The organism is Micrococcus sp. IITD107 (assembly GCF_041927415.1).
GTDB classification, from domain to species: domain Bacteria; phylum Actinomycetota; class Actinomycetes; order Actinomycetales; family Micrococcaceae; genus Citricoccus; species Citricoccus terreus.
The window spans coordinates 1-20264 of record NZ_JBHFFN010000009.1; the positions used below are offsets into that span (position 1 = coordinate 1).

21 protein-coding genes are annotated in these 20264 nt (G+C 67.6%); 12 read left to right on the plus strand and 9 right to left on the minus strand.

What is annotated here, in order from left to right:
• The first annotated feature begins 56 nt into the window (after positions 1 to 56).
• The 6 genes from ACEXHE_RS12440 to ACEXHE_RS12465 all read left to right on the plus strand — a co-directional run bounded on the left by ACEXHE_RS12440 (position 57) and on the right by ACEXHE_RS12465 (position 5199).
• Positions 57 to 1222, plus strand: a protein-coding gene (locus ACEXHE_RS12440) for an IS3-like element ISAar24 family transposase (protein WP_374786028.1) whose coding sequence is annotated in 2 segments (ribosomal slippage) — positions 57 to 333 and positions 333 to 1222 — 1167 coding nt in all. Because the reading frame shifts where the segments join, the coding sequence is not laid out codon by codon here.
• A 150-nt stretch (positions 1223 to 1372) separates the two neighbouring features.
• Entirely contained in the window at positions 1373 to 1660 is a 288-nt protein-coding gene (locus ACEXHE_RS12445; RefSeq protein ID WP_374786029.1) for a hypothetical protein, read from the plus strand.
• A gap of 2 nt (positions 1661 to 1662) precedes the next feature.
• Positions 1663 to 2061: a VOC family protein gene (locus tag ACEXHE_RS12450; protein WP_374786030.1), complete on the plus strand. Its 399-nt coding sequence runs from the start codon at positions 1663 to 1665 to the stop codon at positions 2059 to 2061.
• 49 nt (positions 2062 to 2110) lie between these two features.
• Complete coding sequence (locus ACEXHE_RS12455) at positions 2111 to 3526, plus strand: dihydrolipoyl dehydrogenase family protein (RefSeq protein WP_374786031.1); 1416 nt, start codon at positions 2111 to 2113, stop codon at positions 3524 to 3526.
• A 143-nt stretch (positions 3527 to 3669) separates the two neighbouring features.
• Positions 3670 to 4092, plus strand: a complete 423-nt coding sequence (locus ACEXHE_RS12460) for a DUF3151 domain-containing protein (RefSeq protein WP_091699344.1) — start codon at positions 3670 to 3672, stop codon at positions 4090 to 4092.
• Between the two features lie 3 nt (positions 4093 to 4095).
• Positions 4096 to 5199, plus strand: coding sequence for a lactonase family protein (locus tag ACEXHE_RS12465; protein WP_374786032.1), 1104 nt, complete (start codon positions 4096 to 4098; stop codon positions 5197 to 5199).
• A gap of 23 nt (positions 5200 to 5222) precedes the next feature.
• Here ACEXHE_RS12465 and ACEXHE_RS12470 read toward each other — a convergent pair whose 3' ends face one another.
• From ACEXHE_RS12470 to ACEXHE_RS12490, 5 genes are all read right to left on the minus strand, one after another.
• The gene (locus ACEXHE_RS12470; protein WP_374786033.1) at positions 5223 to 5519 is read right to left on the minus strand and encodes a YciI family protein; all 297 of its coding nucleotides are present in this window, start codon (positions 5517 to 5519) and stop codon (positions 5223 to 5225) included.
• 40 nt (positions 5520 to 5559) lie between these two features.
• Positions 5560 to 6942 carry a short-chain fatty acid transporter gene (locus tag ACEXHE_RS12475; RefSeq protein WP_374786034.1) on the minus strand — a complete coding sequence of 461 codons (1383 nt, stop codon included), beginning with the start codon at positions 6940 to 6942 and terminating at the stop codon, positions 5560 to 5562.
• Positions 6943 to 7006: 64 nt separating this feature from the next.
• Positions 7007 to 7945 (minus strand): 3-hydroxyacyl-CoA dehydrogenase, encoded by a 939-nt coding sequence (locus ACEXHE_RS12480; RefSeq protein WP_374786035.1) that lies wholly within the window; start codon positions 7943 to 7945, stop codon positions 7007 to 7009.
• Entirely contained in the window at positions 7938 to 8648 is a 711-nt protein-coding gene (locus ACEXHE_RS12485; protein WP_374786036.1) for an SDR family NAD(P)-dependent oxidoreductase, read from the minus strand. Before ACEXHE_RS12485 ends, ACEXHE_RS12480 begins: the two co-directional genes overlap by 8 nt.
• A gap of 26 nt (positions 8649 to 8674) precedes the next feature.
• Entirely contained in the window at positions 8675 to 9733 is a 1059-nt protein-coding gene (locus ACEXHE_RS12490; protein ID WP_374786037.1) for a cyclase family protein, read from the minus strand.
• 197 nt (positions 9734 to 9930) lie between these two features.
• On the opposite strand from ACEXHE_RS12490, the gene ACEXHE_RS12495 reads away from it, so the two are divergent.
• The 3 genes from ACEXHE_RS12495 to ACEXHE_RS12505 all read left to right on the plus strand — a co-directional run bounded on the left by ACEXHE_RS12495 (position 9931) and on the right by ACEXHE_RS12505 (position 11833).
• On the plus strand, positions 9931 to 10845 hold the full coding sequence (locus ACEXHE_RS12495) for a LysR family transcriptional regulator (RefSeq protein ID WP_374786038.1): 915 nt from the start codon (positions 9931 to 9933) through the stop codon (positions 10843 to 10845).
• A 76-nt stretch (positions 10846 to 10921) separates the two neighbouring features.
• Entirely contained in the window at positions 10922 to 11200 is a 279-nt protein-coding gene (catC, locus tag ACEXHE_RS12500; RefSeq protein ID WP_374786039.1) for a muconolactone Delta-isomerase, read from the plus strand.
• A gap of 3 nt (positions 11201 to 11203) precedes the next feature.
• Positions 11204 to 11833, plus strand: a complete 630-nt coding sequence (locus ACEXHE_RS12505; protein WP_285179120.1) for a thymidine kinase — start codon at positions 11204 to 11206, stop codon at positions 11831 to 11833.
• A 3-nt stretch (positions 11834 to 11836) separates the two neighbouring features.
• Here ACEXHE_RS12505 and ACEXHE_RS12510 read toward each other — a convergent pair whose 3' ends face one another.
• The 3 genes from ACEXHE_RS12510 to ACEXHE_RS12520 form a co-directional block, all read right to left on the minus strand.
• Entirely contained in the window at positions 11837 to 12181 is a 345-nt protein-coding gene (locus ACEXHE_RS12510) for a hypothetical protein (RefSeq protein ID WP_374786040.1), read from the minus strand.
• Positions 12182 to 12245: 64 nt separating this feature from the next.
• On the minus strand, positions 12246 to 13142 hold the full coding sequence (locus ACEXHE_RS12515; protein WP_374786041.1) for an Abi family protein: 897 nt from the start codon (positions 13140 to 13142) through the stop codon (positions 12246 to 12248).
• A gap of 234 nt (positions 13143 to 13376) precedes the next feature.
• Complete coding sequence (locus ACEXHE_RS12520; RefSeq protein ID WP_374786042.1) at positions 13377 to 14765, minus strand: short-chain fatty acid transporter; 1389 nt, start codon at positions 14763 to 14765, stop codon at positions 13377 to 13379.
• Positions 14766 to 15022: 257 nt separating this feature from the next.
• Between ACEXHE_RS12520 and ACEXHE_RS12525 the strand changes: the two genes are divergently transcribed.
• A complete protein-coding gene (locus ACEXHE_RS12525) occupies positions 15023 to 16312 on the plus strand; it encodes an adenylosuccinate synthase (RefSeq protein WP_374786043.1) in 1290 nt (429 codons plus the stop codon).
• A 64-nt stretch (positions 16313 to 16376) separates the two neighbouring features.
• Here the strand turns inward: ACEXHE_RS12525 and ACEXHE_RS12530 are convergent, their stop codons facing one another.
• Positions 16377 to 17036, minus strand: a complete 660-nt coding sequence (locus ACEXHE_RS12530) for an IclR family transcriptional regulator (RefSeq protein WP_091699367.1) — start codon at positions 17034 to 17036, stop codon at positions 16377 to 16379.
• Between the two features lie 89 nt (positions 17037 to 17125).
• Between ACEXHE_RS12530 and ACEXHE_RS12535 the strand changes: the two genes are divergently transcribed.
• Together ACEXHE_RS12535 and ACEXHE_RS12540 are read left to right on the plus strand one after the other, a co-directional pair.
• On the plus strand, positions 17126 to 18832 hold the full coding sequence (locus ACEXHE_RS12535; RefSeq protein WP_374786044.1) for a urocanate hydratase: 1707 nt from the start codon (positions 17126 to 17128) through the stop codon (positions 18830 to 18832).
• Positions 18833 to 18847: 15 nt separating this feature from the next.
• A complete protein-coding gene (locus ACEXHE_RS12540) occupies positions 18848 to 20230 on the plus strand; it encodes a YjiH family protein (RefSeq protein ID WP_356969792.1) in 1383 nt (460 codons plus the stop codon).
• Positions 20231 to 20264 lie beyond the last annotated feature (34 nt).

The following is a 20264-nucleotide window of genomic DNA, read 5'->3' on the forward strand; positions in this document are numbered from 1 at the left end:
ATACGCGCATAAGGGAGACACGCCCTAGTCGATGGTCTTCATGGAAGGCTCTTCGCATGCCACGCCCGTACCCTCCAGAGTTCCGTGCCCGTGCCATCGCTCTGGTTCGCGAGGGCCGCCAGGTCAAGCAGACCGCACTGGACCTGGGTATCCACGAGGTCACCCTCCACACCTGGCTGCGCCAGGACGATATCGACCACGGCCGCCGGCCGGGACTAAGCAGTCAGGAATCTGCTGAGCTCCGCGCGGCGCGCGGCCGTGTCCGGCAGCTCGAGCAGGAGATCGCGATCCTCCGCCGGGCCGCGACGTGGCTCGACGAGGAGGGAGGAGTCGCCCCAAAAGGGCGCACCCGGTGATCGACCGACTCGTCGATGCCGGGGCACCCACAAGCACCTGCTGCCGCCTACTGGGCGTCTCCCGTCAGGGCTACTACCGGTACCGAAAGCGCCCGACCAGTGCCACTGAGCTGCGCCGCCGCTGGCTGACCGGCCTGATCCGGGAGATCCACGTCGCGTCCCGCGGCACCTCCGGCTACCGCCGCATCCACGCCGAGCTCACCATCGGAATGAACATTCCGTGTTCCAGCCGGCTCATCTCCGTCCTCATGACTCGCGCCGGAATCGGTGGCCTTCCAGGCCCAGCCCGCATCAAGCGACTCAAGGGGGTCGCCACAGCGGACGACCTGGTCAACCGCAAGTTCCACCGTCTCGCGCTGAACGAGCTTTGGGTCACCGACATCACCGAGCATCCCACCCGGGAGGGCAAGATCTACTGTGCCGCCGTGTTGGATGCTTGCAGCCGCAAGATCATCGGCTGGGCTATCGACTCCAAACAGGACTCCACCCTGGTCGTGAACGCTCTGGACATGGCAATCCGCGCACGTCAGCCAGGGCCCGGAGGGATCGTGCACGCAGACCACGGAGTCCAGTTCACCTCCTGGGTCTTCACGCAGAAGATCCGTTCAGCGGGACTGCTGCCCTCGTTCGGGGCCGTTGGCGATGGCCTCGACAATGCGATGATGGAGTCGTTCTGGTCGACGATGCAGATCGAGCTGCTGAACCGGAAGAAGTGGAAGACGCGCATCGAGCTCGCGAACGCGATCTTCGAGTACATCGAGGTGTTCTACAACCGTCGTCGCCGGCACTCCTCACTCGAGTACGCGACACCCCACGACTACGACCTCGCCCGCACCCCGCGGGCACTCACCACCACCGGAAGCTAGCGACCAAGAGTGGAAACCAAACCGCAGGGCAGGTCACCCGAGCTGGCTTGTTCGTCACCTTCCAGAAAGAAGGTGACCGGCCGTCGTCGTACCCGGGGGTAACTGGAAGAGTGGGAGGCAGAGGAGTTCTCAAGGCCGGAGGAGGCTGGGATGCCGTGGTTCGCGATCGTCGCCATTGTGGGTATCGGCGTGTGGGGCGTGGTGATGATCCTGTCCATGGTGCTGGGCAAGCCGCTGCCGGGCACGCCCCACGTGGGGGCCCAGGAGCTGCAGGAGCTGCGTGAGCGGCTCGAGGCACTGGAGTCGGGAGAGACCGACCCACACGTGGAGCGGCGGATCGAACGGATCGAGGCCCGGCTGGACAAGCGTGAGGCCCGCGAGCTGGAACACGACGGCTGGGAGCGCCAGGCGCGTGAACTCGGGCTGGGGGAGAGCTGACCATGGCCGGACTGGTCCCGTACCTCTACCTGCCGGGCACCGCCCGTGAGGCACTGACCTTCTATCAGGGGGTGTTCGGCGGCGAACTCCAGCTGCACACCTACAAGCAGTTCCAGCGGGAGGACGGTCCCGGCGAGGCGATCGCGCACGGGGAACTCGGGAGCGGGCCGGTAGCGCTCTTCGCCTCGGACGCCGCTGAGGGTGAGCCGACCTTGAGCATGGCCGGGATGCACTTCTCGCTGTTGGGCACGGCGGATGCGGCGACCCTGCGTATCTGGTTCGAGCAGCTGTCTGAGGGAGGCACGGTGATGGATCCGCTGCAGGTGCGGCCGTGGGGTGACAGCGACGGCCAGGTGGTGGACCGGTTCGGGGTGCACTGGCTGATCGGGTTCCAGGACTGAGCCGGACTCGCTGAGCGTCCGTCCAGAGGCCGGGCGTAGCGTTGAGGTCATGACATCTGCGCCGACCACCGTCTCCGAACAGCCGCGCCATCTCACAGCCGACGTGCTCGTGATCGGCTGGGGCAAGGGCGGCAAGACCTTCGCCGGGGCCATGGCGGGGCAGGGCAAGACCGTGGTGATGGTGGAGCAGGACGCGCTGATGTACGGCGGCACCTGCATCAACATCGGGTGCGTGCCGACGAAAGCCTTGGTGCATGAGGCTGCGCGGCGGCGTGAGGGTGACGACCCTCAGGAGTTCTTCGCCGAGGCGGTGCAGTTCCGGGACACCCTGATCGGCAAGCTCAACGACGTGAACCTGCACATGCTGCTGGACCAGGACGCCGTAACCGTGGTGGATGGCCGGGCCCGGTTCGTGGGTCCGCGCGAGGTGGAGGTGACCCCGTCCGCCGGTGGGCAGGGCGTGGCCGAGCATCTGCGGATCAGTGCCGAGACCGTGGTGATCAACACCGGCGCGGTCCCCGTGATGCCGCCGCTTGAGGGGATCGACCATCCGCGCGTGTACGACTCCACCTCCATTCAGCACGCCGAACCGTTCCCGCGCCGGCTTGCGATCATCGGCGGTGGGCCGATCGGGCTGGAGTTCGCCTCGATGTTCCGCGACTTCGGATCCGAGGTCACGGTGATCGCCCGCGGGGAGATCCTTGCGGAGGAGGAGCCGGAGGTACGTGACTCGGTGGTCGAGGTGCTGACCGGGGAGGGCATCACCCTGAGGAGCGACGCCAGCGCGGAGTCGATCGCGGATGCTGAGAGCGGCGAGGGCGTGGTGGTGCGGATCGCCGACCAGGACCCGGTGCAGGCCGATGCCGTGTTGGTGGCGACCGGCCGGAAGCCCGCCACCGAGGATCTGGGTCTGGACGCCGCCGGTGTGGAGACCGATGAGCAGGGCGCCGTGGTGGTGGACGACCAGCTGCGCACCACCGCCGAGGGTGTGTTCGCCCTGGGTGACGTCCACGGCGGACAGCAGCAGACCTACCTCTCCCTGGACGACCACCGCGTGGTGCTCAGCGCGGTCACCGGGGACGGCGCTCGCCGGGTGTCAGACCGGGTGGCGGTGCCTGCCACCACGTTCATCACCCCGCCGCTGTCCACCGTGGGGATCACCGAAGCCCAGGCGCGCGAGGCCGGGCACTCGGTGAAGACGGCCGTGGCCCAGGTGGAGAAGATCAAGGCCATGCCCCGGCCCAAGACCCTGCGGGATGCCCGCGGTGTCACCAAGATCGTGGTGGACGCGGACACCGACCTGCTGCTGGGCGCCCGGCTGTTCCATGTGGACTCGCAGGAGGTCATCAACCTGCTGGCCCTGGCCATGCGCGCCGGGATCACCGCCACGCAGCTGCGCGACGGCATCTGGACCCACCCCTCCTCCACCGAGGCGCTCAACGAGGTGCTGGGCCAGCTGGGCTGACGCTGCGCGCGCACGCTCGGCCCTGCGCGAATCGACCCGTACGGCGTCACACCCCGGCGGTAGAGTCGGAAGCGACCACGGGACCTGCGTCAGCCCCCTGACGCCGGCCCCGCACCGAATCGACCGCGTCCCAGGAGCACCCCATGTCCTCAGTGATCGGCAAGAACCTCATGCAGCCTGACCCCACCCTCCTGCCGGAGGAGCCGGAGGTGCTGCAGCGCATCGAGGCCGGGGACCTGCCCGAGGACATCGCCCCGCACCACCCTGAGTCCTCCCTGGCCTGGGCCTTGATGGCGGACGACGCCTGGTCCGAGGGACGCACCATCGAGTCCTACGCCTTCGCCCGCGTGGGCTACCACCGTGGCCTGGACGCCCTGCGCCGCTCCGGTTGGCGCGGTGCCGGCCCCGTCCCGTGGAGCCACGAGCCCAACCGTGGGTTCCTGCGCGCCCTCTACGCCCTGGGCCGCGCCGCCGCAGCGATCGGCGAGTCCGAGGAGGTCACCCGCATCCGCACCTTCCTGGACGACTCCGACCCCACCGCCGCCGCCGCGATCGAGCAGGGCTGATTCGTGGCCACCGGCTCCCTCCTGGTTGGCACGTTCAACGACCCCGGCTCCGACCTCGGCGCGCCCCCGTCCTCCCACGGCCTGGTCACCACCACCGGCTGGCCCACCGCCCCTGAGGTCACGCACGGCTCCGGCCCGGACGCACCCTCCTGGCTGGTCCGCGGCCGCCCCGGCACCCGCACGGAGGGACGCCTCTACGCCGCCCTGCACGTGGAGGAGGGGGCGCTCGCGGTCCTCGAACCCGGCGAGGACCCCGGCGCCTGGACCACCGTCCAGCAGGTCCCCACGCAGGGGAGCAGCACCTGCCACGCAGATCTCAACCCCTCCGCCACGTGGCTGGCCGCAGCCTCGTATGACTCGGCCACGCTGACCGTGGTCCCCGTGCACGACGACGGCCGGCTGGGTGAGGCGATCGCGGTCACCGCCCCGGAGGGGGCCGGTCCGATCGAGGGCCGCCAGGGCGAGCCCCACCTGCACTTCGTGCTGTTCCTGGACGACGACCGTCTGCTGGTCACCGATCTCGGTGCCGACCGCATCCTCGAATACTCGATGCAGGCGTTGACTCAGGGGCAGACCGAGCCGCGTCAGACCCACCGCCTCCCCGGCGGCACCGGCCCCCGGCACATCGCCGTGCTGGCGTGCCCCCATGATCCGGATTCGGTGCGCCTGGCCGTGGTGGGCGAGCTGGACTCGCGGATCCACGTGATGGACGTCCCCGCCGGCGACCCCGGTCCTGAGGGGTTCCAGGGAGTGGCGATCACCCCCACCCACCTGCCGGACGCCGATCCGGACTCCATCCAGGAGAACCTGCCCTCCCACCTGGTCCTCTCTGAGGACGGCTCGCTGCTCTACGTGGCCAACCGTGGACGGGACACCATCGGCGTCATCCGTGTGGCCGAGATCCCCGAGCTGATCGCCGAGGTCCCCTGCGGGGGTTCCTGGCCCCGCCACATCGGGCTCGTCTCCACACCCGCGGGGCAGGCCCTAGCCGTGGCGCTGGAACGCGATGACGCCGTCGTGCTCCTGCCTCTGGGAGAGAACGGAACGCCGCAGGCCCCGTCCGGTCAGGTGACTGTCCGGCGCCCGGGCTTCGTGCTCCCGCTCTGACCCTGCAGAGCAGCTGGGCCATGTCAGAGGTGACAGGTCCCATCCAGGTAGGCCTTGCGCCAACGCTGGACCACGACCTTGCGGAACAGTCCGCCCTGGCTGAAGGGGTCCTGGGCGATCAGTTCCTCCGCGTCCTCGCGTGAGTCCAGATCGACGAGGTAGATCCCTCCGTCAGCCCGCGCGCCGTCGTCGGAGAGCTTGGCACCACAGGCCAGCAGCAGGCTCGCGTTGCGGTCCAGGAAGTCCAGGTGCTCCTGGTAGCGCTCCTGGCGCACGTGGGCGGAGGCGGGATCGTCGTAGGTCTCGATCAGGTACGGCATGGTCTGCCTTTCTCTCGTCAGGAGGAGATGGTCCCGGGACTCAGGCGGTGAAGCCCCAGATCAGCACTGCGGCGCCGAAGATGACGCCCAGGAGCGCCAGGATCAGGACCATGTAGCCCATCACGTCGCGGAGCTTCAGGCCGGAGATGGCCAGGACAGGCAGGATCCAGAACGGCTGGACCATGTTGGTCCACTGGTCACCGATCTGCACGGCCAGCGAGGTGGCGGCCAGGTCGGCGTTCAGTGCCTGTGCGGCTTCGATCATCACCGGCCCCTGTACTGCCCACTGGCCACCGCCGGAGGGTGCCAGCAGGTTGATGATGCCGCCGGAGACGAAGGACCAGAACGGCAGGGTCTCTGCGGTGGAGGTGGCACCGAACAGGTCGGCGAAGGACACCACTAGGCCGGAACCGACCAGGATGCCCATGATGCCGGCATAGAACGGGTACTGGATGATGATGCCGGAGACGACCTTGACACCGTCATTGACAGCGGCCAGGAACTGAGACGGGCGAGCGAAGAGGGCAATGCCCAGGAACAGGAACATGAAGTTCACGGCGTCCAGGTTCAGGGTGCCGCCCTGGACGAAGTAGGACACGGCGAAGACCAGAGCGATGGCACCGATGCCGTAGCCGATGAAGCGGCTGTTGTTCAGCTTCGCGGCCAGGGTGGGGCGCTCGTCCAGGCTCTGCTCCAGCACGGCCGCCCGCGTGGCCTCCTGGTTCGACCGGTCGATCTCCTTGATCGAGGCCGGATCCTTCGGGTGCAGCATGGCGTTGAACAGCGGCAGGATGATGATCACGGCCAGATTGGTCAGCAGCAGGTAGGGCGAGAAGATGGTCTCGGTCAGCGGGACGATCCCCATCTGCTCCTGCAGGAAGTGTCCCTCGGTGGCGATCAGCAGCGGGACGGATCCGGACAGGCCGATGCCGTAGACGGCGAAGCCGGAGTAGCCGGCGGCGATGGCCAGCGGGTAGTGCAGGCCCTTGACGTTCATGGCCAGCTTCTGGGCGACGATGCCGCCGATGACAAGGCCGAAGCCCCAGTTCAGCCAGCTGCCGATGCCGCCTACCAAAGTGGCCACGATGATCGCCGCGCGCGGGGAGCTGACCCGGCTGGTCAGGGCGTCCAGCAGCCGGTCGACGATCGGGGTCTTGGCCAGGATGTAGCCGGCCAGCAAGACCACGGTCATCTGCATGGTGAACGCCAGCAGGTCCCAGAAGCCGTCGCCCCAGTAGGTGACGACGTCCATGGGGCTGGTGCCGCGGAACAGCACGGCCAGGATCATGGTCAGCCCGGTCAGCATGATCGCGATGACCAACGGATCAGGCAGATATTTGTCCATCAGGTTGGAGAAGAATCCGGCGACCCTCTCCAGGACCCCGCGCCGACGCTGCGGCTGGGCTGTGGTGGTGGTGCTCATGATGTGCCTTTCAGTGAAACGGTGCGATGAGAGGTGATGCAGTGACGTTTAGGTGAAGAAGGGTTCAGCTGCGACGCAGCAGCTGCTCATCCCGCCAGGCGATGCGCTGCTCCCACTGGTCCAGGGGCAGCAGCTCGCGGCGCTGACGGGTGACTTCGGCGACCAGCTCGGGCGTCCACGGATCATGCTGACCACGCTCGGCGCCCATGCGTTCATAGGCCGGACCCATCTTCTCGGCGTGCGAGGCGATGCCGCCCCGCGTGTTCAGGTCCACGGTCTCGAACGGGCCCATGAAAGCCCAGCGGCGGCCCAGGCCATCGCGCATCACCGTGTCGATGTCCTCCACGGTGGCCACCCCGTCCCGGACCAGGGCGTACGCTTCGCGCAGCACCGCGCCCTGGAGGCGGTTGAAGACGAATCCCTCGACCTCCTTCTGGACGAGGACCGGGGAGAGCCCGGCACGGGAGTACAGCTCCTGCGCCCGGTCCAGCACCTCAGGATCGGTCTGCGGACTGGGCACCAGCTCGATGACGGGGATCAGCAGCGGCGGGTTGCCCGGATGGGCCACCAAGGAGCGGTGGGCGGCATCGGATCCCTGGGCGCTCTGGGATGAGGGGATCGCCGAGGACGAGGAGGCCAGGATGCAGTCCGGTCCAGTGAGCCGGCCCAGCTCGGTGAACAGCTCCTGCTTGATCTCCAGCCGTTCCGGCACGCACTCCTGGACCAGCTCAGCACTCGCCACGGCCTCGGCCAGTTCACCCTCCACCCGGACGCGGGCGGCCACCTGCTCAGCCGGTTCGGTGACCAGGCCGGCACGGGACCACCGATCCAGTCGTTCCGTCACCTCCCTTGGGACAGCCTCGCGTCGCTGTGGATCAGGGTCGGTGAGGCACACCGTGAAGCCGGCGCGGGCGAAGACCACCGCGAAGGCGACACCGATGGAACCGCCACCCACCACCGCGACCTGGACTGGGCCGCCATCGGGAATCTCCTGATCACCCATGGCTCTGCCCCACCGTCATGCCGCCGCAGACATACAGCGTCTGGCCCGTGACGAAACCGGAGCGGGCGTCCAAGAGGTAGGACACGGCGTGCGCGACGTCCTCCGGGGTGCCCATGCGCTGGACCGGGACAGCGTCGATGATCTCCTGGGTGCGCGGGGCCTCCGGCGGATTGGCGCGGGTGAACAGGTCCGTGGCGATCGGGCCCGGCCCCACCGCATTGGCCGTCACTCCGAACGGTCCGGCCTCCAACGCCCAGACCCGGGTCATGCCCTGCAACCCAGCCTTAGTGGCTGCGTAAGCCGTGCGCAGCTCCTTGCCCAGCGCAGCCCGCGAGGACATGGAGACAATGCGCCCGAAGCCGGTCGCCTTCATGCCCGGCAACAGGGCCTGAGCACACTGGAAGGCGCACCGCAGGTTCAGAGCAACGGCTGCGTCGAACTCCTCCAGGGTCTGCTCCTCCAGCGTGTGGGGGAAGACCGCGCCCACATTGTTGACCAGACGGGTGATGGGTCCGTCCGCGAGCGCGGTCTCCAGGGCCCGGCGTGTGGACTCTGGATCCGCCAGATCGCAGTGGATCGCGCCTTCTCCCTCACGGTCCAGGACCACGGGACGGTACCCATCCTCGGCGCAGCGTTGGGCGATGGCGGCGCCGATACCGTGGGCGCCGCCAGTGATGAGGACCCGTTCGGCGGTGGCTGGCATGTGACTCCTGACGGTGGTGGTCATTCTCAGACGGTGGCGATGGGATTCAGCGGGGACGCTGAGGCGCCCGGGAGGTTCAACGGCGGGGCTGTCAGCAGGAAGGCGGTTCGGGACTGCGTGCGTAGGTGATCTGCCAGCTCGCTCAGATGCCACAGCTCGCCTAGCTGAACGCCGAGCTTGAACAGGCAGTGCTCATGCAGCGGCAGGATGGAGGCCGGGGGTGGGGCAGGATGCGCCGGATACAGCTCGACGGCGTAGTTGTCCGCTGCGATGGCACAGATGCCTGACTCGGTGATCCACTCCAGCAAGGCGGGGTCGCGACCGTCCAGGACGGCGCCGAATCCATGCAGCACCTCCGGGTCTGGGGCGCCGCCCATCTCGATCAGTCGGCGGGCATATCCGGTGTGCACGGTGACCATGTCTCCGGGACGGACGTCGATGGCGTCGGCGCGGAGGACCTGGTCCAGCAGGGGGAAGTCGATCACCTGGTGCTCAGTCCCGAAATGGTGCGCCAGGTCGATCATGACCGCACGGCCCTGAACCGGGTGGGCCGCCAGGGTACCGATCCCCAAGGGGCCCAGGTTCATGGTGGAGGGCTCGCCGGGGCCCGGCAGGCCGCAGTCCGAGGGGTCCTGCGGTCCGCGCACCTCGTGGTGGGGGCGGAAACCGTTGTAGTAGACCGGTTCGGGGTGTCCGTCGCCGTCAGCATCGAACATCGAGCCGACGTGGACCAGGGCATCCCACTGGGTCGAGTACTGGGTGTGGAGCACCACGAGGTCGTCGTTCATCACATCGGAGGAGCCAGGGCGGAGAGACTCCAACGCGCAGTTCACGTTCGGCAGGCCCTCACGCAGGTTCGGGCGGTGCACCGGTGGCAGACGGTTGGGGTTCAGGGAGTTCCCGCCGGGCAGTGTCAAGGGCAGGCCCAGGCTGAACGCCCGACCCTCCTGCACCTCTGCCAGGCCCTCCCTGACTTTCTGCGGCGAGAGCAGGTTCATCCGGCCCAGGGCGTCGTCGGCGCCGAAGTCACCCCACGTCGAGCGCTCGGGTCGGTGGGTCCACCGGGGGGACGATGAAGTGTCCATGGTGGCCTCCTGGGTTCTGTCCGCAACGATTGGGTTGTCAGCGTTGAGTGCGATACGAGTGAGGTGGATCACCGCATGCTATGACCTGACCCACAGAGGAACATCGTGGACCTGCCGCTGGACTTCTGTCCAACATAGAATCGGTAGTGTTTCATGCAGAATCCTGATGAATCGAGGGAGTGAAGCCAGGAGGACACGTGGATCTGAAGGTGCTGAGAGCGTTCGTCGTCCTCGCGGAGGAGCTCCACTTCACGCGTGCCGCCGAACGGCTGGGAGTCGCACAGCCGGTCATGAGCCAGTGGATCCGCCGTCTGGAGCAGGAGCTGGGCGCGGTCCTGGTGGAGCGCACGACCCGAGCTGCCCGACTCACCGCCTCGGGGCAGGCGGCCCTTCCGTTCGCCCGTCAGACGGTGGAGGCGGCTCGGCTGATGGAACGGGCTGCCGACCTGGACGGAGCCCCGGTGGTGGGCGCAGTGACGTTGGGGTACGCCGGTGCTTCGTCTCGCCCCTGGCTTCCGCCGATCGCCCGGGCAGTGCGACAGCAGGCGCCGGGAGTCGAACTGCACCTGCGCTCGATGGTCTATGCCGGTGCTGGCCCGTCCCGCCTCGAGTCCGGTGACGTGGATCTGGCGTTCAGCCGACGACCGTTCTCGCGTCCCGGGTTGGTCGAGCGCATCTTCGAGTACGAGCGGATTCTGGTGGGGCTTCCGTCGGACCATCCCCTGGCGGACCGAGAGTCCGTGGGGATGGAGCACCTGCGGCATGAACCATGGGTGATGTTTCCGGGGACGCGTGGCTCCTCCGTGCGGGAGATGGGTCTGCGGCTGGCGGATGAGGCCGGATATCAGCCGCGGATCGCTCAGGAGGCACCGGATTCGTACACCATCCTAGGTCTGGTCGCAGCCGGCGTAGGAGTGACGCTGACAGTCTCATCGGTGTCCCACGTGGCCACCCCCGGACTCCGACTGGTCCCGCTGGACGGGCCTCCGCGCTACCTCACTGCCACCGTGGTGCACCGGCAGAACCCATCACCGGCCACGCAGGCCGTGCTCGACGTCATCGCTCAGGTCCAGCCTGTCCCAGACCGTCCCGAAGGGCTGCACCTGGACTGAACAAGGCCGCCAAGAACGGATGGGGCCTACAGTGAAAGGGCACCGATCCGACGAACCTCACCAGACTGGAGACCACATGCTGTACCTGGCACGGATGGACGTGACCTTCCCCGAATCGATGAGCCCTGAGACCAGGGCAGACTTCGTGGCGCAGGAGAAGGAGTACTCCGGCAACCTGCAGCGTGAGGGCAAGATGGTGGACATCTGGCGCGTGGTCGGTGAGTACGCCAACTACTCCGTCTATGACGTGGCCGATCATGATGAGCTGCACGCCGTGCTCTCCGGCTTCCCCATGTACCCCTACATGAAGATCAAGGTCACCCCGCTGGCCAAGCACCCCAACTCCATCAAGTAGCCCGTGGCCAAGCTCTACTTCCGCTACGGGGCCATGAACTCCGGCAAGTCCACCGGGCTGCTGCAGGCTGCCTTCAACTATGAGGAGCGGGGCCAGCGGGTGCTGCTGGCCAAGCCGCAGGTCGACTCCAAGGGCGAGGACCAGATCGTCTCCCGCCTCGGCGTGACCCGCACGGTGGACTTCCTCATCCCGCACGGCACCAGCGTCCTGGAGATCTTCCACCAGCACGCCACCGGGGACGACCCCGAGGCGTTGCTCTCCCATGTGGACGCCGAGGTCAAGCCGGTGGCCTGCCTGCTGGTGGACGAAGCCCAGTTCCTGGAGCCGGCCCAGGTGGATGACCTGCTGCGGATCGCGGTCCTGGAGAACGTGCCGGTCATGGCCTACGGCATCCGCACCGACTTCCGCACCCAGTCCTTCCCGGGCTCGGGCCGGCTGATGGAGCTGGCGCACTCGGTGGAGGAGCTCAAGACCATCTGCCGGTGCGGGCGCAAGGCCATCTTCAACACCCGCAAGGCGGGGGAGACCTTCGTGTTCGAAGGCGACCAGGTGGCGATCGACGGCGTGGAGGTCACCTATGAGTCCCTCTGCGCGGTCTGCTACCTCACCGAGTCCGGCGGCCGCCTGGGCTGAGACTCAGCGGCGGACCGGCGTGCTGTCCGGCCCCTGACCGGGAGCGGCGTGATGGTCGCGGTACCAGCGCGGCATCCAGTTCAGGTTCCACCAGAACAGGGTGAACACGACGCCGGCCACACCGATCCCAGCGGCGATGTCCAGTGCCGCTCCGGCTGAGGAGTCACCGGCCCAGTCCGAGAAGGCCCACAGCACGGCGGCCAGGCCGAGGAACGTGAGCATCGGCGGCAGGTAGAGGTGGTCCGTGAACGGGCCACGCCAGTCGGCCCAGCCACGCCAGGCACCCACCCAGGTGACGGCGGCGCCGGCCAGCAGCAGAAGTCCGATGATCAGTCCCGCGATGGTCATGGTTCAGACCCTACCGGGGTCAGGGATCGCACGCTCCACCATCTGTGCATGCGGACGCCTGGGTCTACGTGTGCCACAAGGGGCTGCAGTGCTCCCAGTCCTTGGGAGCGCCCATGTGCTCGAGGGGAACTGCCCGCACTGCGGGGAAAGACCTGACCACTGCGGGGAGCAGGGTCGTCCGTCCCCCGTCAAGTCTGTCGTGGAGGAATTGAATCAGCGTCAGCTGGCCGAAAGTTCGAGACCAATCTGTCGAGACTGAATCCAAATCTGGCTGGCGTCCGATTGTCGGCAGCTTCGGAGACAAGGCATGGACGCGATTGAACAGGCGTCCATGATGAGCGCAGATGTTCCGGACGATGTTCAAGGACTTCAACCAGCTGGTCAGCTGGGGAGCCGTCAGGCCGTAGGCATTCGCGACCGCATCCTGCACAGCTCGAGGAGCGAAGCCGAACAGGCGGGTCAGGCCGCCCCAGTCGAGAACTTCAACAGCGACCCAAACTGGCAGAAGGCCACCGTAGCGCTGTCGATGATGTTCCACGAAGTCCTCGCGGGACCGTTCGATCTCTTCTTCAAGCATTTGGCGCCATCTGCCGTAGACATCCTCCTGTCGTGCTGTCGCTCCCAGCTTCTGGACGTCGAGATGTGCACAGGGATCGATACGGCCCAGCTCGTGTCCCAGCGACGAGCGGATGGCCAGTTCGATCGGCGTCAGGGCGGCGAAAGTCGCGGTGCGGAGTCGAGCATCGAACTCGTAGAGAGCGAGGACGTCTGAGAGCCGTGTATTCGGATAGAAGTCGCTCGTTCGTGGACCCTGGCGGCTGGCGACACGAAAGGGATACCAGTATCCGCTGAGCCGGTAGTAGTTGACGCGTTTCAAGGTACTGACAGCTGTGGTGCGGTCACCCACATCCATTCCACGCTCAATGAGCTGGTCAACCTGTTGATCGTAGGTCTTGAACACCTTGACTGTTCGATCGATGATTCCCCCCCGGAAAAATGAGGACCGGCCCTGGACCTACCGAGGTAGGCGGAACCGGTCTTGATGGGTATGAGGATACCCGTTCCGTACGGGTTCATCAACGAACTCTCATTGGCTCCGGCCCCCAGATCACGTGAACGCTGGATGAGGCTTTGCTCGGCGAGTCTCGACCGCCATCGTTCACGTGATCCGGTGGGTGGTGGGGGTGGGGTGGGGTCAGAGGGAGACGAGCAGGAGGGTCCCGGCGAAGACGAGGCCGGAGGCGATCAGCACCACGGTGGTGTAGCCCAGGATGTCCCGCATCTTCAGTCCGGCGATGGCCAGCAGCGGGATGGCCCAGAACGGCTGGATCATGTTCGTCCACTGGTCGCCGTAGGAGACGGCCATGATGGTGATGGCCGGATCCACGCCCAAAGTCTCGCCGGCAGAGAGCATGATCGGTCCCTGCACGGCGAACTGACCGCCGCCGGAGGGGACGAAGAAGTTCACCAGACCGGCCGCCAGAAACGCCAGCACCCCGAAGGTCACCGGGTTGGAGATCGCCACGAAGGCATCCGAGAAGACCTGGATCAGGCCCGAGCCGGTCATCAGCCCCAGGATGCCCGCGTACAGCGGGAACTGCAGCAGGATCTCACCCACATTGGACGCCGCCTCCTTGGTCAGGTGGATCAGCTCGAAGGGGTTGCGCACCAGCAGCAGGATCAGCGCCAGGAAGGACCAGTTCACCGTGTCCAGGGTCAGCGTGCCGCCCTCCACGAAGTGCAGCACCAGGTAGGCGGTGAGCATCAGACCCAGCAGCAGGGTGGGGATCCGGCTGGCGTCCACCCGGTCTGCCGGGGTGACGATCTCCTCCTGGCCGTCACCCACCGTCTCGCGGGCATCCACGTCCAGCTCCACGATCCGGTCACCGCCGCGCGGTGCCACCAGGAACAGGGCCAGGGCCACGACGACGACGGTGACCACGGCGGCGATCATGTTCCAGCTGGAGAACACCGTCTCGGTGATCGGCACGGTGCGTCCGCCCAGGGACTCGGTTAGGAACGAGCCCTCGGTGGCGGCAGTCAGTGGGCCGGAGGCGGAGTAGCCCATGTGCCACACCACGAACCCGGCGAACCCGGAGGCCACCAGCATGGGGAAGTGCAGGTGCATCCCGCGTTCGCGGCCCTGGTAGGCCACCTCGCGGGCCAGCAGTCCACCGACCACCAGGCCCAGGCCCCAGGTGATCAGGGAGGCCATGGCGGCGACGACGAAGACGAACACGTAGGCGGCCAACGGCGTGCGGGGGATGCTCCCCAGGAACGCCAGCAGACGCCGCACCGGGCCGGTGTTGGCCAGGATGTGCCCCAACAGCAGGATCAGCGCCATCTGGGTGATGAAGCTCAGCAGCCCCGCCAGCCCCTCGCCCCAGTGCAGGACGAGGTCCGCTGGCCCGGTGCCGGTGAGGATCAGGGCGAGGATGGCGACGACGAAGGTCAGCACGATCGAGAACACCAGCGCCGAGGGGATGAACCGCTCGACGACGTTGTTCACCGGACGCATCGCCCGGGACAGTGCCGTCCCCTGCCGTTCCTTCGGGGGCTGTTGCTGGGTTGCAGGTGCAGGCATGATGACGTTTCTCTCCTCAGGCGGGCCCCTCGACCCGCGGTGCGCTCAGGTGACGGTGATCACAGTAGCCGAGCGCCGTCGTCGGGAAGCCGGAAGACGCGACCAGCGCCCAGCGGGGCGCCCGTGCGCTAGGATCCAAAGGTAAGAGCCTCTGTCTTGCCGGTGTTGCCCTCGGGCCGTGAACGGGCAAAACGGAGGCGTTGTCATGTCCGGGGGCACCCCGGCAGAACGATGTCACCTGACCTCCAGGAGGACCAATGCCCGCCATCGCGATCGTCGGAGCCCAGTGGGGCGACGAAGGCAAGGGAAAGGCCACCGACCTGCTCGGCGGAATCGTCGACTACGTGGTCAAGCCCAACGGCGGCAACAACGCCGGCCACACCGTGGTGGTGGGCGGCGAGAAGTTCGAGCTCAAGCTCCTTCCCGCCGGCATCCTCTCCCCGAACGCCACCCCGGTGATTGGCAACGGCGTGGTGGTGAACCTGGAGGCACTGTTCCAGGAGATCGACGGTCTGGAGGCCCGCGGCCAGGACTGCTCGCACCTGAAGATCTCCGCCAACGCGCACCTGGTGGCCCCGTACCACCAGACCATGGACAAGGTCACCGAGCGGTTCCTGGGCAAGCGCGCCATCGGCACCACCGGGCGCGGGATCGGCCCCGCCTACATGGACAAGGTGGCCCGCCTGGGCATCCGCGTGCAGGACATCTTCGACGAGTCCATCCTGCGCCAGAAGATCGACGGTGCCCTGCGGCAGAAGAACGAGCTGCTGGTCAAGCTCTACAACCGCCGTTCCATCACCGTGGACGAGATCGCCGAGTACTTCCTGGGCTACGCCGACCGCCTGCGCCCCATGGTGGTGGACACCACCATCCTGCTCAACGACGCCTTGGATGCCGGCAAGGTGGTGCTGATGGAGGGCGGCCAGGCCACCTACCTGGACGTGGACCACGGCACCTACCCGTTCGTCACCTCCTCCAACCCGACGGCGGGCGGGGCCTCCGTGGGCGCGGGAATCGGTCCCACGCGGTTCACCCGCACGATCGGGATCGTCAAGGCCTACACCACGCGTGTGGGTGCCGGCCCGTTCCCCACCGAGCTCTTCGACGACATGGGTGAGCGGCTGCGCACCGTGGGCGGCGAGTTCGGCGTGAACACCGGACGCCCCCGCCGCACCGGCTGGTATGACGCCGTGATGGCCCGCTACGCCACCCGGATCAACGGGTTCACGGACTACTTCCTCACCAAGCTGGACGTGCTCACCGGCCTGGAGCAGATCCCGGTGTGCGTGGCCTACGACGTGGACGGTGTCCGGCACGACGAGATGCCGATGACCCAGACCGAGTTCCACCACGCCAAGCCGATCTTCGAGCACTTCCCGGGCTGGACCGAGGACATCTCCGGCGCCCGGTCGCTGGACGATCTGCCCACCAACGCCCGGGACTACGTGCTGGCCCTGGAGAGGATGTCCGGCACCCGGATCTCCGCGATCGGCGTGGGCCCGGGCCGCGACCAGGTCATCCAGGTGCGCGACCTGGTCAACGACTGAGTCTCACCAGAGCGGCACAGCCTGACGGACTGACAGCCTGACTGCTGCACAGTCCCTGGCCGGCTCACTCCCCGCTGAGTGCGCCGGCCAAGGACTGTGTGGCCTCCACCAGGGCCTGGCCGCACCGCTCGGCCAGCTCGTCCGTGCACCGGTAGGTCGGCACCAGGGTGCTCAGGGCGCCCACCACCGTGCCGTGCACCGTCACCGGGGCACTCAACGCCGTCACATCCGACTCCACGGTGTCCTGGATCAACGCGAACTGTCTGGCCGGGATCTCCCCGCGCAGCACCTGTCCCACCGCCGTGCCCTCCAACGGGACCGAGCGGCCCACCCAGTTGGTGTGCCGCACCGAGTGCGTGCCCTCCACGATCTTGATGTACATCGCCGTGCCGGCCGGGCCCGGGATGGACAGGTACACCGACTCGCCGGTCCGCTCCACCACCTGCTCCATGGGCACCTGCGCCAACGCGATCAACGGCTCCCGGGAGAACGCCCGCGCCCCCAGCTGCAGGAGGCGCGACCCCGGACGGAAGCGGCCGTCGTCGTCCCTCATCACCAGTCCCGCCGTCTCCAGGCTGCGCAGCAGACGCAGCGCCGTGGAGGTGGCCAGATCGGTCTGACGTGCGGCGTCGGCGAGGGAGAGCGGCGGGTGCTCGGTCACGATCGCCAGCAGGTTCAGGGCGCGATCCACCGTGCGCGTGGACGGGGCGGAGGGGCTGGTCATGGACGGAATCGTACCCGGGGGGTTGTGCAGATCACACATCCGCGTTTCAATAGGTGGCAATCCACTGCCATCCAGTGAAAGGCATAACCGTGACGACCTCCTTCACCCAGCACGATCCCACCCGCACCGTCCGTGCGCCCCGCGGCACCGAGATCAGCGCCAAGAGCTGGCAGACCGAGGCACCCCTGCGCATGCTGATGAACAACCTGGACCCGGAGGTCGCCGAGCGCCCCGAGGACCTGGTGGTCTACGGCGGCACCGGCCGCGCGGCCCGATCCTGGGAGGCGTTCGACGCGATCGTGCAGACCCTCAAGGACCTGGAGGAGGACGAGACCCTGCTGGTCCAGTCCGGCAAGCCCGTGGGCGTGATCCGCACCAACAGGTGGGCCCCGCGCGTGCTGATCGCCAACTCCAATCTGGTGGGGGACTGGGCGAACTGGAAGGAGTTCCGCAAGCTCGAGGCCGAGGGCCTGATGATGTACGGCCAGATGACGGCCGGCTCCTGGATCTACATCGCCACGCAGGGCATCCTGCAGGGCACCTATGAGACCTTCGCGGCGATCGGCCGGAAGCTGGGCAGGAACGACGACGGCACCTTGCGTGGCACCGTGACCCTCACCGGTGGCTGTGGCGGCATGGGTGGCGCCCAGCCGCTGGCCGTCACCCTCAATGGCGGCGTCTGCCTGATCGTGGACGTCTCCGAGGAGCGGCTGCGCCGCCGGGTCTCCAAGCGGTACCTGCACGAGATCGCCCCGGACCTGGACGCGGCGATCGCCCGGGTGAACCAGGCCAAGCAGGACGGCGAGGCCGTCTCCGTGGGACTGGTGGGCAACGCCGCCGAGGTCTTCCCCGAGCTGCTCAAGCGCCACCAGGCCGGGCAGGTGCAGATCGACATCGTCACCGATCAGACCTCCGCGCATGATCCGCTGTCCTACCTCCCCGTGGAGTACTCCCTTCAGGAGTGGACCCGCGAGGCCGAGGCCGACCCGGACGGCTTCACCAAGAAGGCCCAGACCTCCATGGCACGGCACGTGGAGGCGATGGTGGGGTTCCAGGACGCCGGCGCCGAGGTGTTCGACTACGGCAACTCCATCCGGGACGAGGCCCGGCAGGCAGGCTACTCCCGGGCGTTCGAGTTCCCGGGCTTCGTCCCGGCCTACATCCGTCCGCTGTTCTGCGAGGGGCTGGGCCCGTTCCGCTGGGTCGCGCTCTCCGGAGACCCGGAGGACATCCGCGTGACCGATGAGGCGCTCAAGGAACTCTTCCCGGAGAACGAGCACCTGCACCGCTGGCTGGACGGCGCGGCTGAGTTCGTGGAGTTCGAAGGCCTGCCCGCACGCATCTGCTGGCTGGGCTACGGCGAACGCCACCAGGCCGGGCTGCTGTTCAACCGACTGGTCGCCGAGGGCAAGGTCAAGGCCCCGATCGCGATCGGCCGCGACCACCTGGACTCGGGTTCGGTGGCCTCCCCGTACCGCGAGACGGAGTCCATGCTGGACGGCTCGGACGCGATCGCCGACTGGCCGCTGCTCAACGCGCTGACCGCCACCTCCTCCGGCGCCACCTGGGTGTCCATCCACCACGGCGGCGGTGTGGGGATCGGCCGCTCCATCCACGCCGGGCAGGTGGGCCTGGCCGACGGCACCGAGCTGGCCGCCGCCAAGCTCGAGGCCCTGCTGACCAACGATCCGGCCATGGGCGTGCTGCGCCACGTGGACGCCGGGTACAGCCGGGCCGCCGAGGTGGCCGAGGCGCGCGGTGTGCGCGTCCCCATGGAATCGCAGATCCGCGACTGATCGAGAGGAGCGCAGATGGCGCCCGAATACCACGGACACGGTCGGTCCGAGCTGCACACGAACACCACGGCGATGGCCGCGATCGAACAGGACGAGCCCCGTCCGCCCCACCGATGGCGGATGATCGTCTACTCGGTGATCGGGATCTTCATGTTCTTCGTCCCCATCACCCTCAACGGTGCCAACACCATCCCCCTGGACCACCTGGTGCAGGGGATCCGGGCGCTGCTCGGTGACGCCGATCGGTACGTGGCCCTGGCGATCATCGCCGCCGGTGCGGTGTTCCCGTTCGCCACGGGACGGTGGCGCCAGAGCCCGTTGAAGACGGTGTTCGCCCTGTTCGCGGTCCTGGGGCTGGTCAGCGCCAGCATGATCACCTTCGGCTTCGGCCCGGCGTTCCTGCACGAGCCGAGCATCGGACCGTTCCTGATGGACAGCCTGGTCATCCCCGTGGGGCTGATCGTCCCGGTCGGAGCGGTGTTCCTGGCCCTGGTGATCGGCTACGGGCTGATGGAGTTCGTGGGGGTCTACCTGCGTCCGGCCATGCGCCCGCTGTGGCGGGTCCCGGGACGCTCCGCCGTGGATGCAGTGGCCTCCTTCGTGGGCAGCTACGCCGTGGGCCTGCTGCTGACCAACCGGATGTACCGCACGGGTCGCTACACCGCCCGGGAGGCGGCGATCATCGCCGTCGGGTTCTCCACCGTCTCGGTGACGTTCATGGTGATCGTGGCCCGGGCCCTGGACCTGATGGACGTGTGGCTCTGGTACTTCCTGGGCACCCTGGTGGTCACTTTTCTGGTCACCGCCATCACCGTGCGGATCCCGCCGCTGAGCCGGATCCCCGATGCGGTGATGGAGGGGGTGGAGCCGCAGCCGGAGCACCCGGTCACCCGCAACCGGTTCGCCGTGGCCCGCCGCGCCGCCGAGCAGACCCTGGCCGCGGCTCCCGCGCTGCCCCGCAACGCGTGGATCAACCTCAAGGACGGGCTGATCATGGTCATGCAGATCCTGCCCTCGATCATGTCCGTGGGCCTGATCGCGCTGCTGTTGGCCACCTACACCCCGGTGTTCTCCTGGATCGGGGTGATCTTCCTGCCGTTCTTCTGGATCCTGGGCTTCTCCGATCCCGCCCTGATGTCCTCCGCTGCGGCCACCTCGGTGGCGGAGATGTTCATTCCGGCCACCATGCTCGCCGGGCATGAGGACTTCGTCTCCCGGTTCGTGATCGGGGTGATCTGCGTGTCCGCGATCATCTTCTTCTCCGCCCTGGTCCCGGCGATCCTGGCCACGGACATCCCGATCAAGCTGTGGCAGCTGCTGGTGATCTGGGCTCAGCGGGTGATCCTGACGATCCTGCTGGCCACCCCGCTGGCCCATCTGGTGGCCGCGGTCACCTAACCTGTCCGGAGGTCGGTGCACACTGACCGGACAG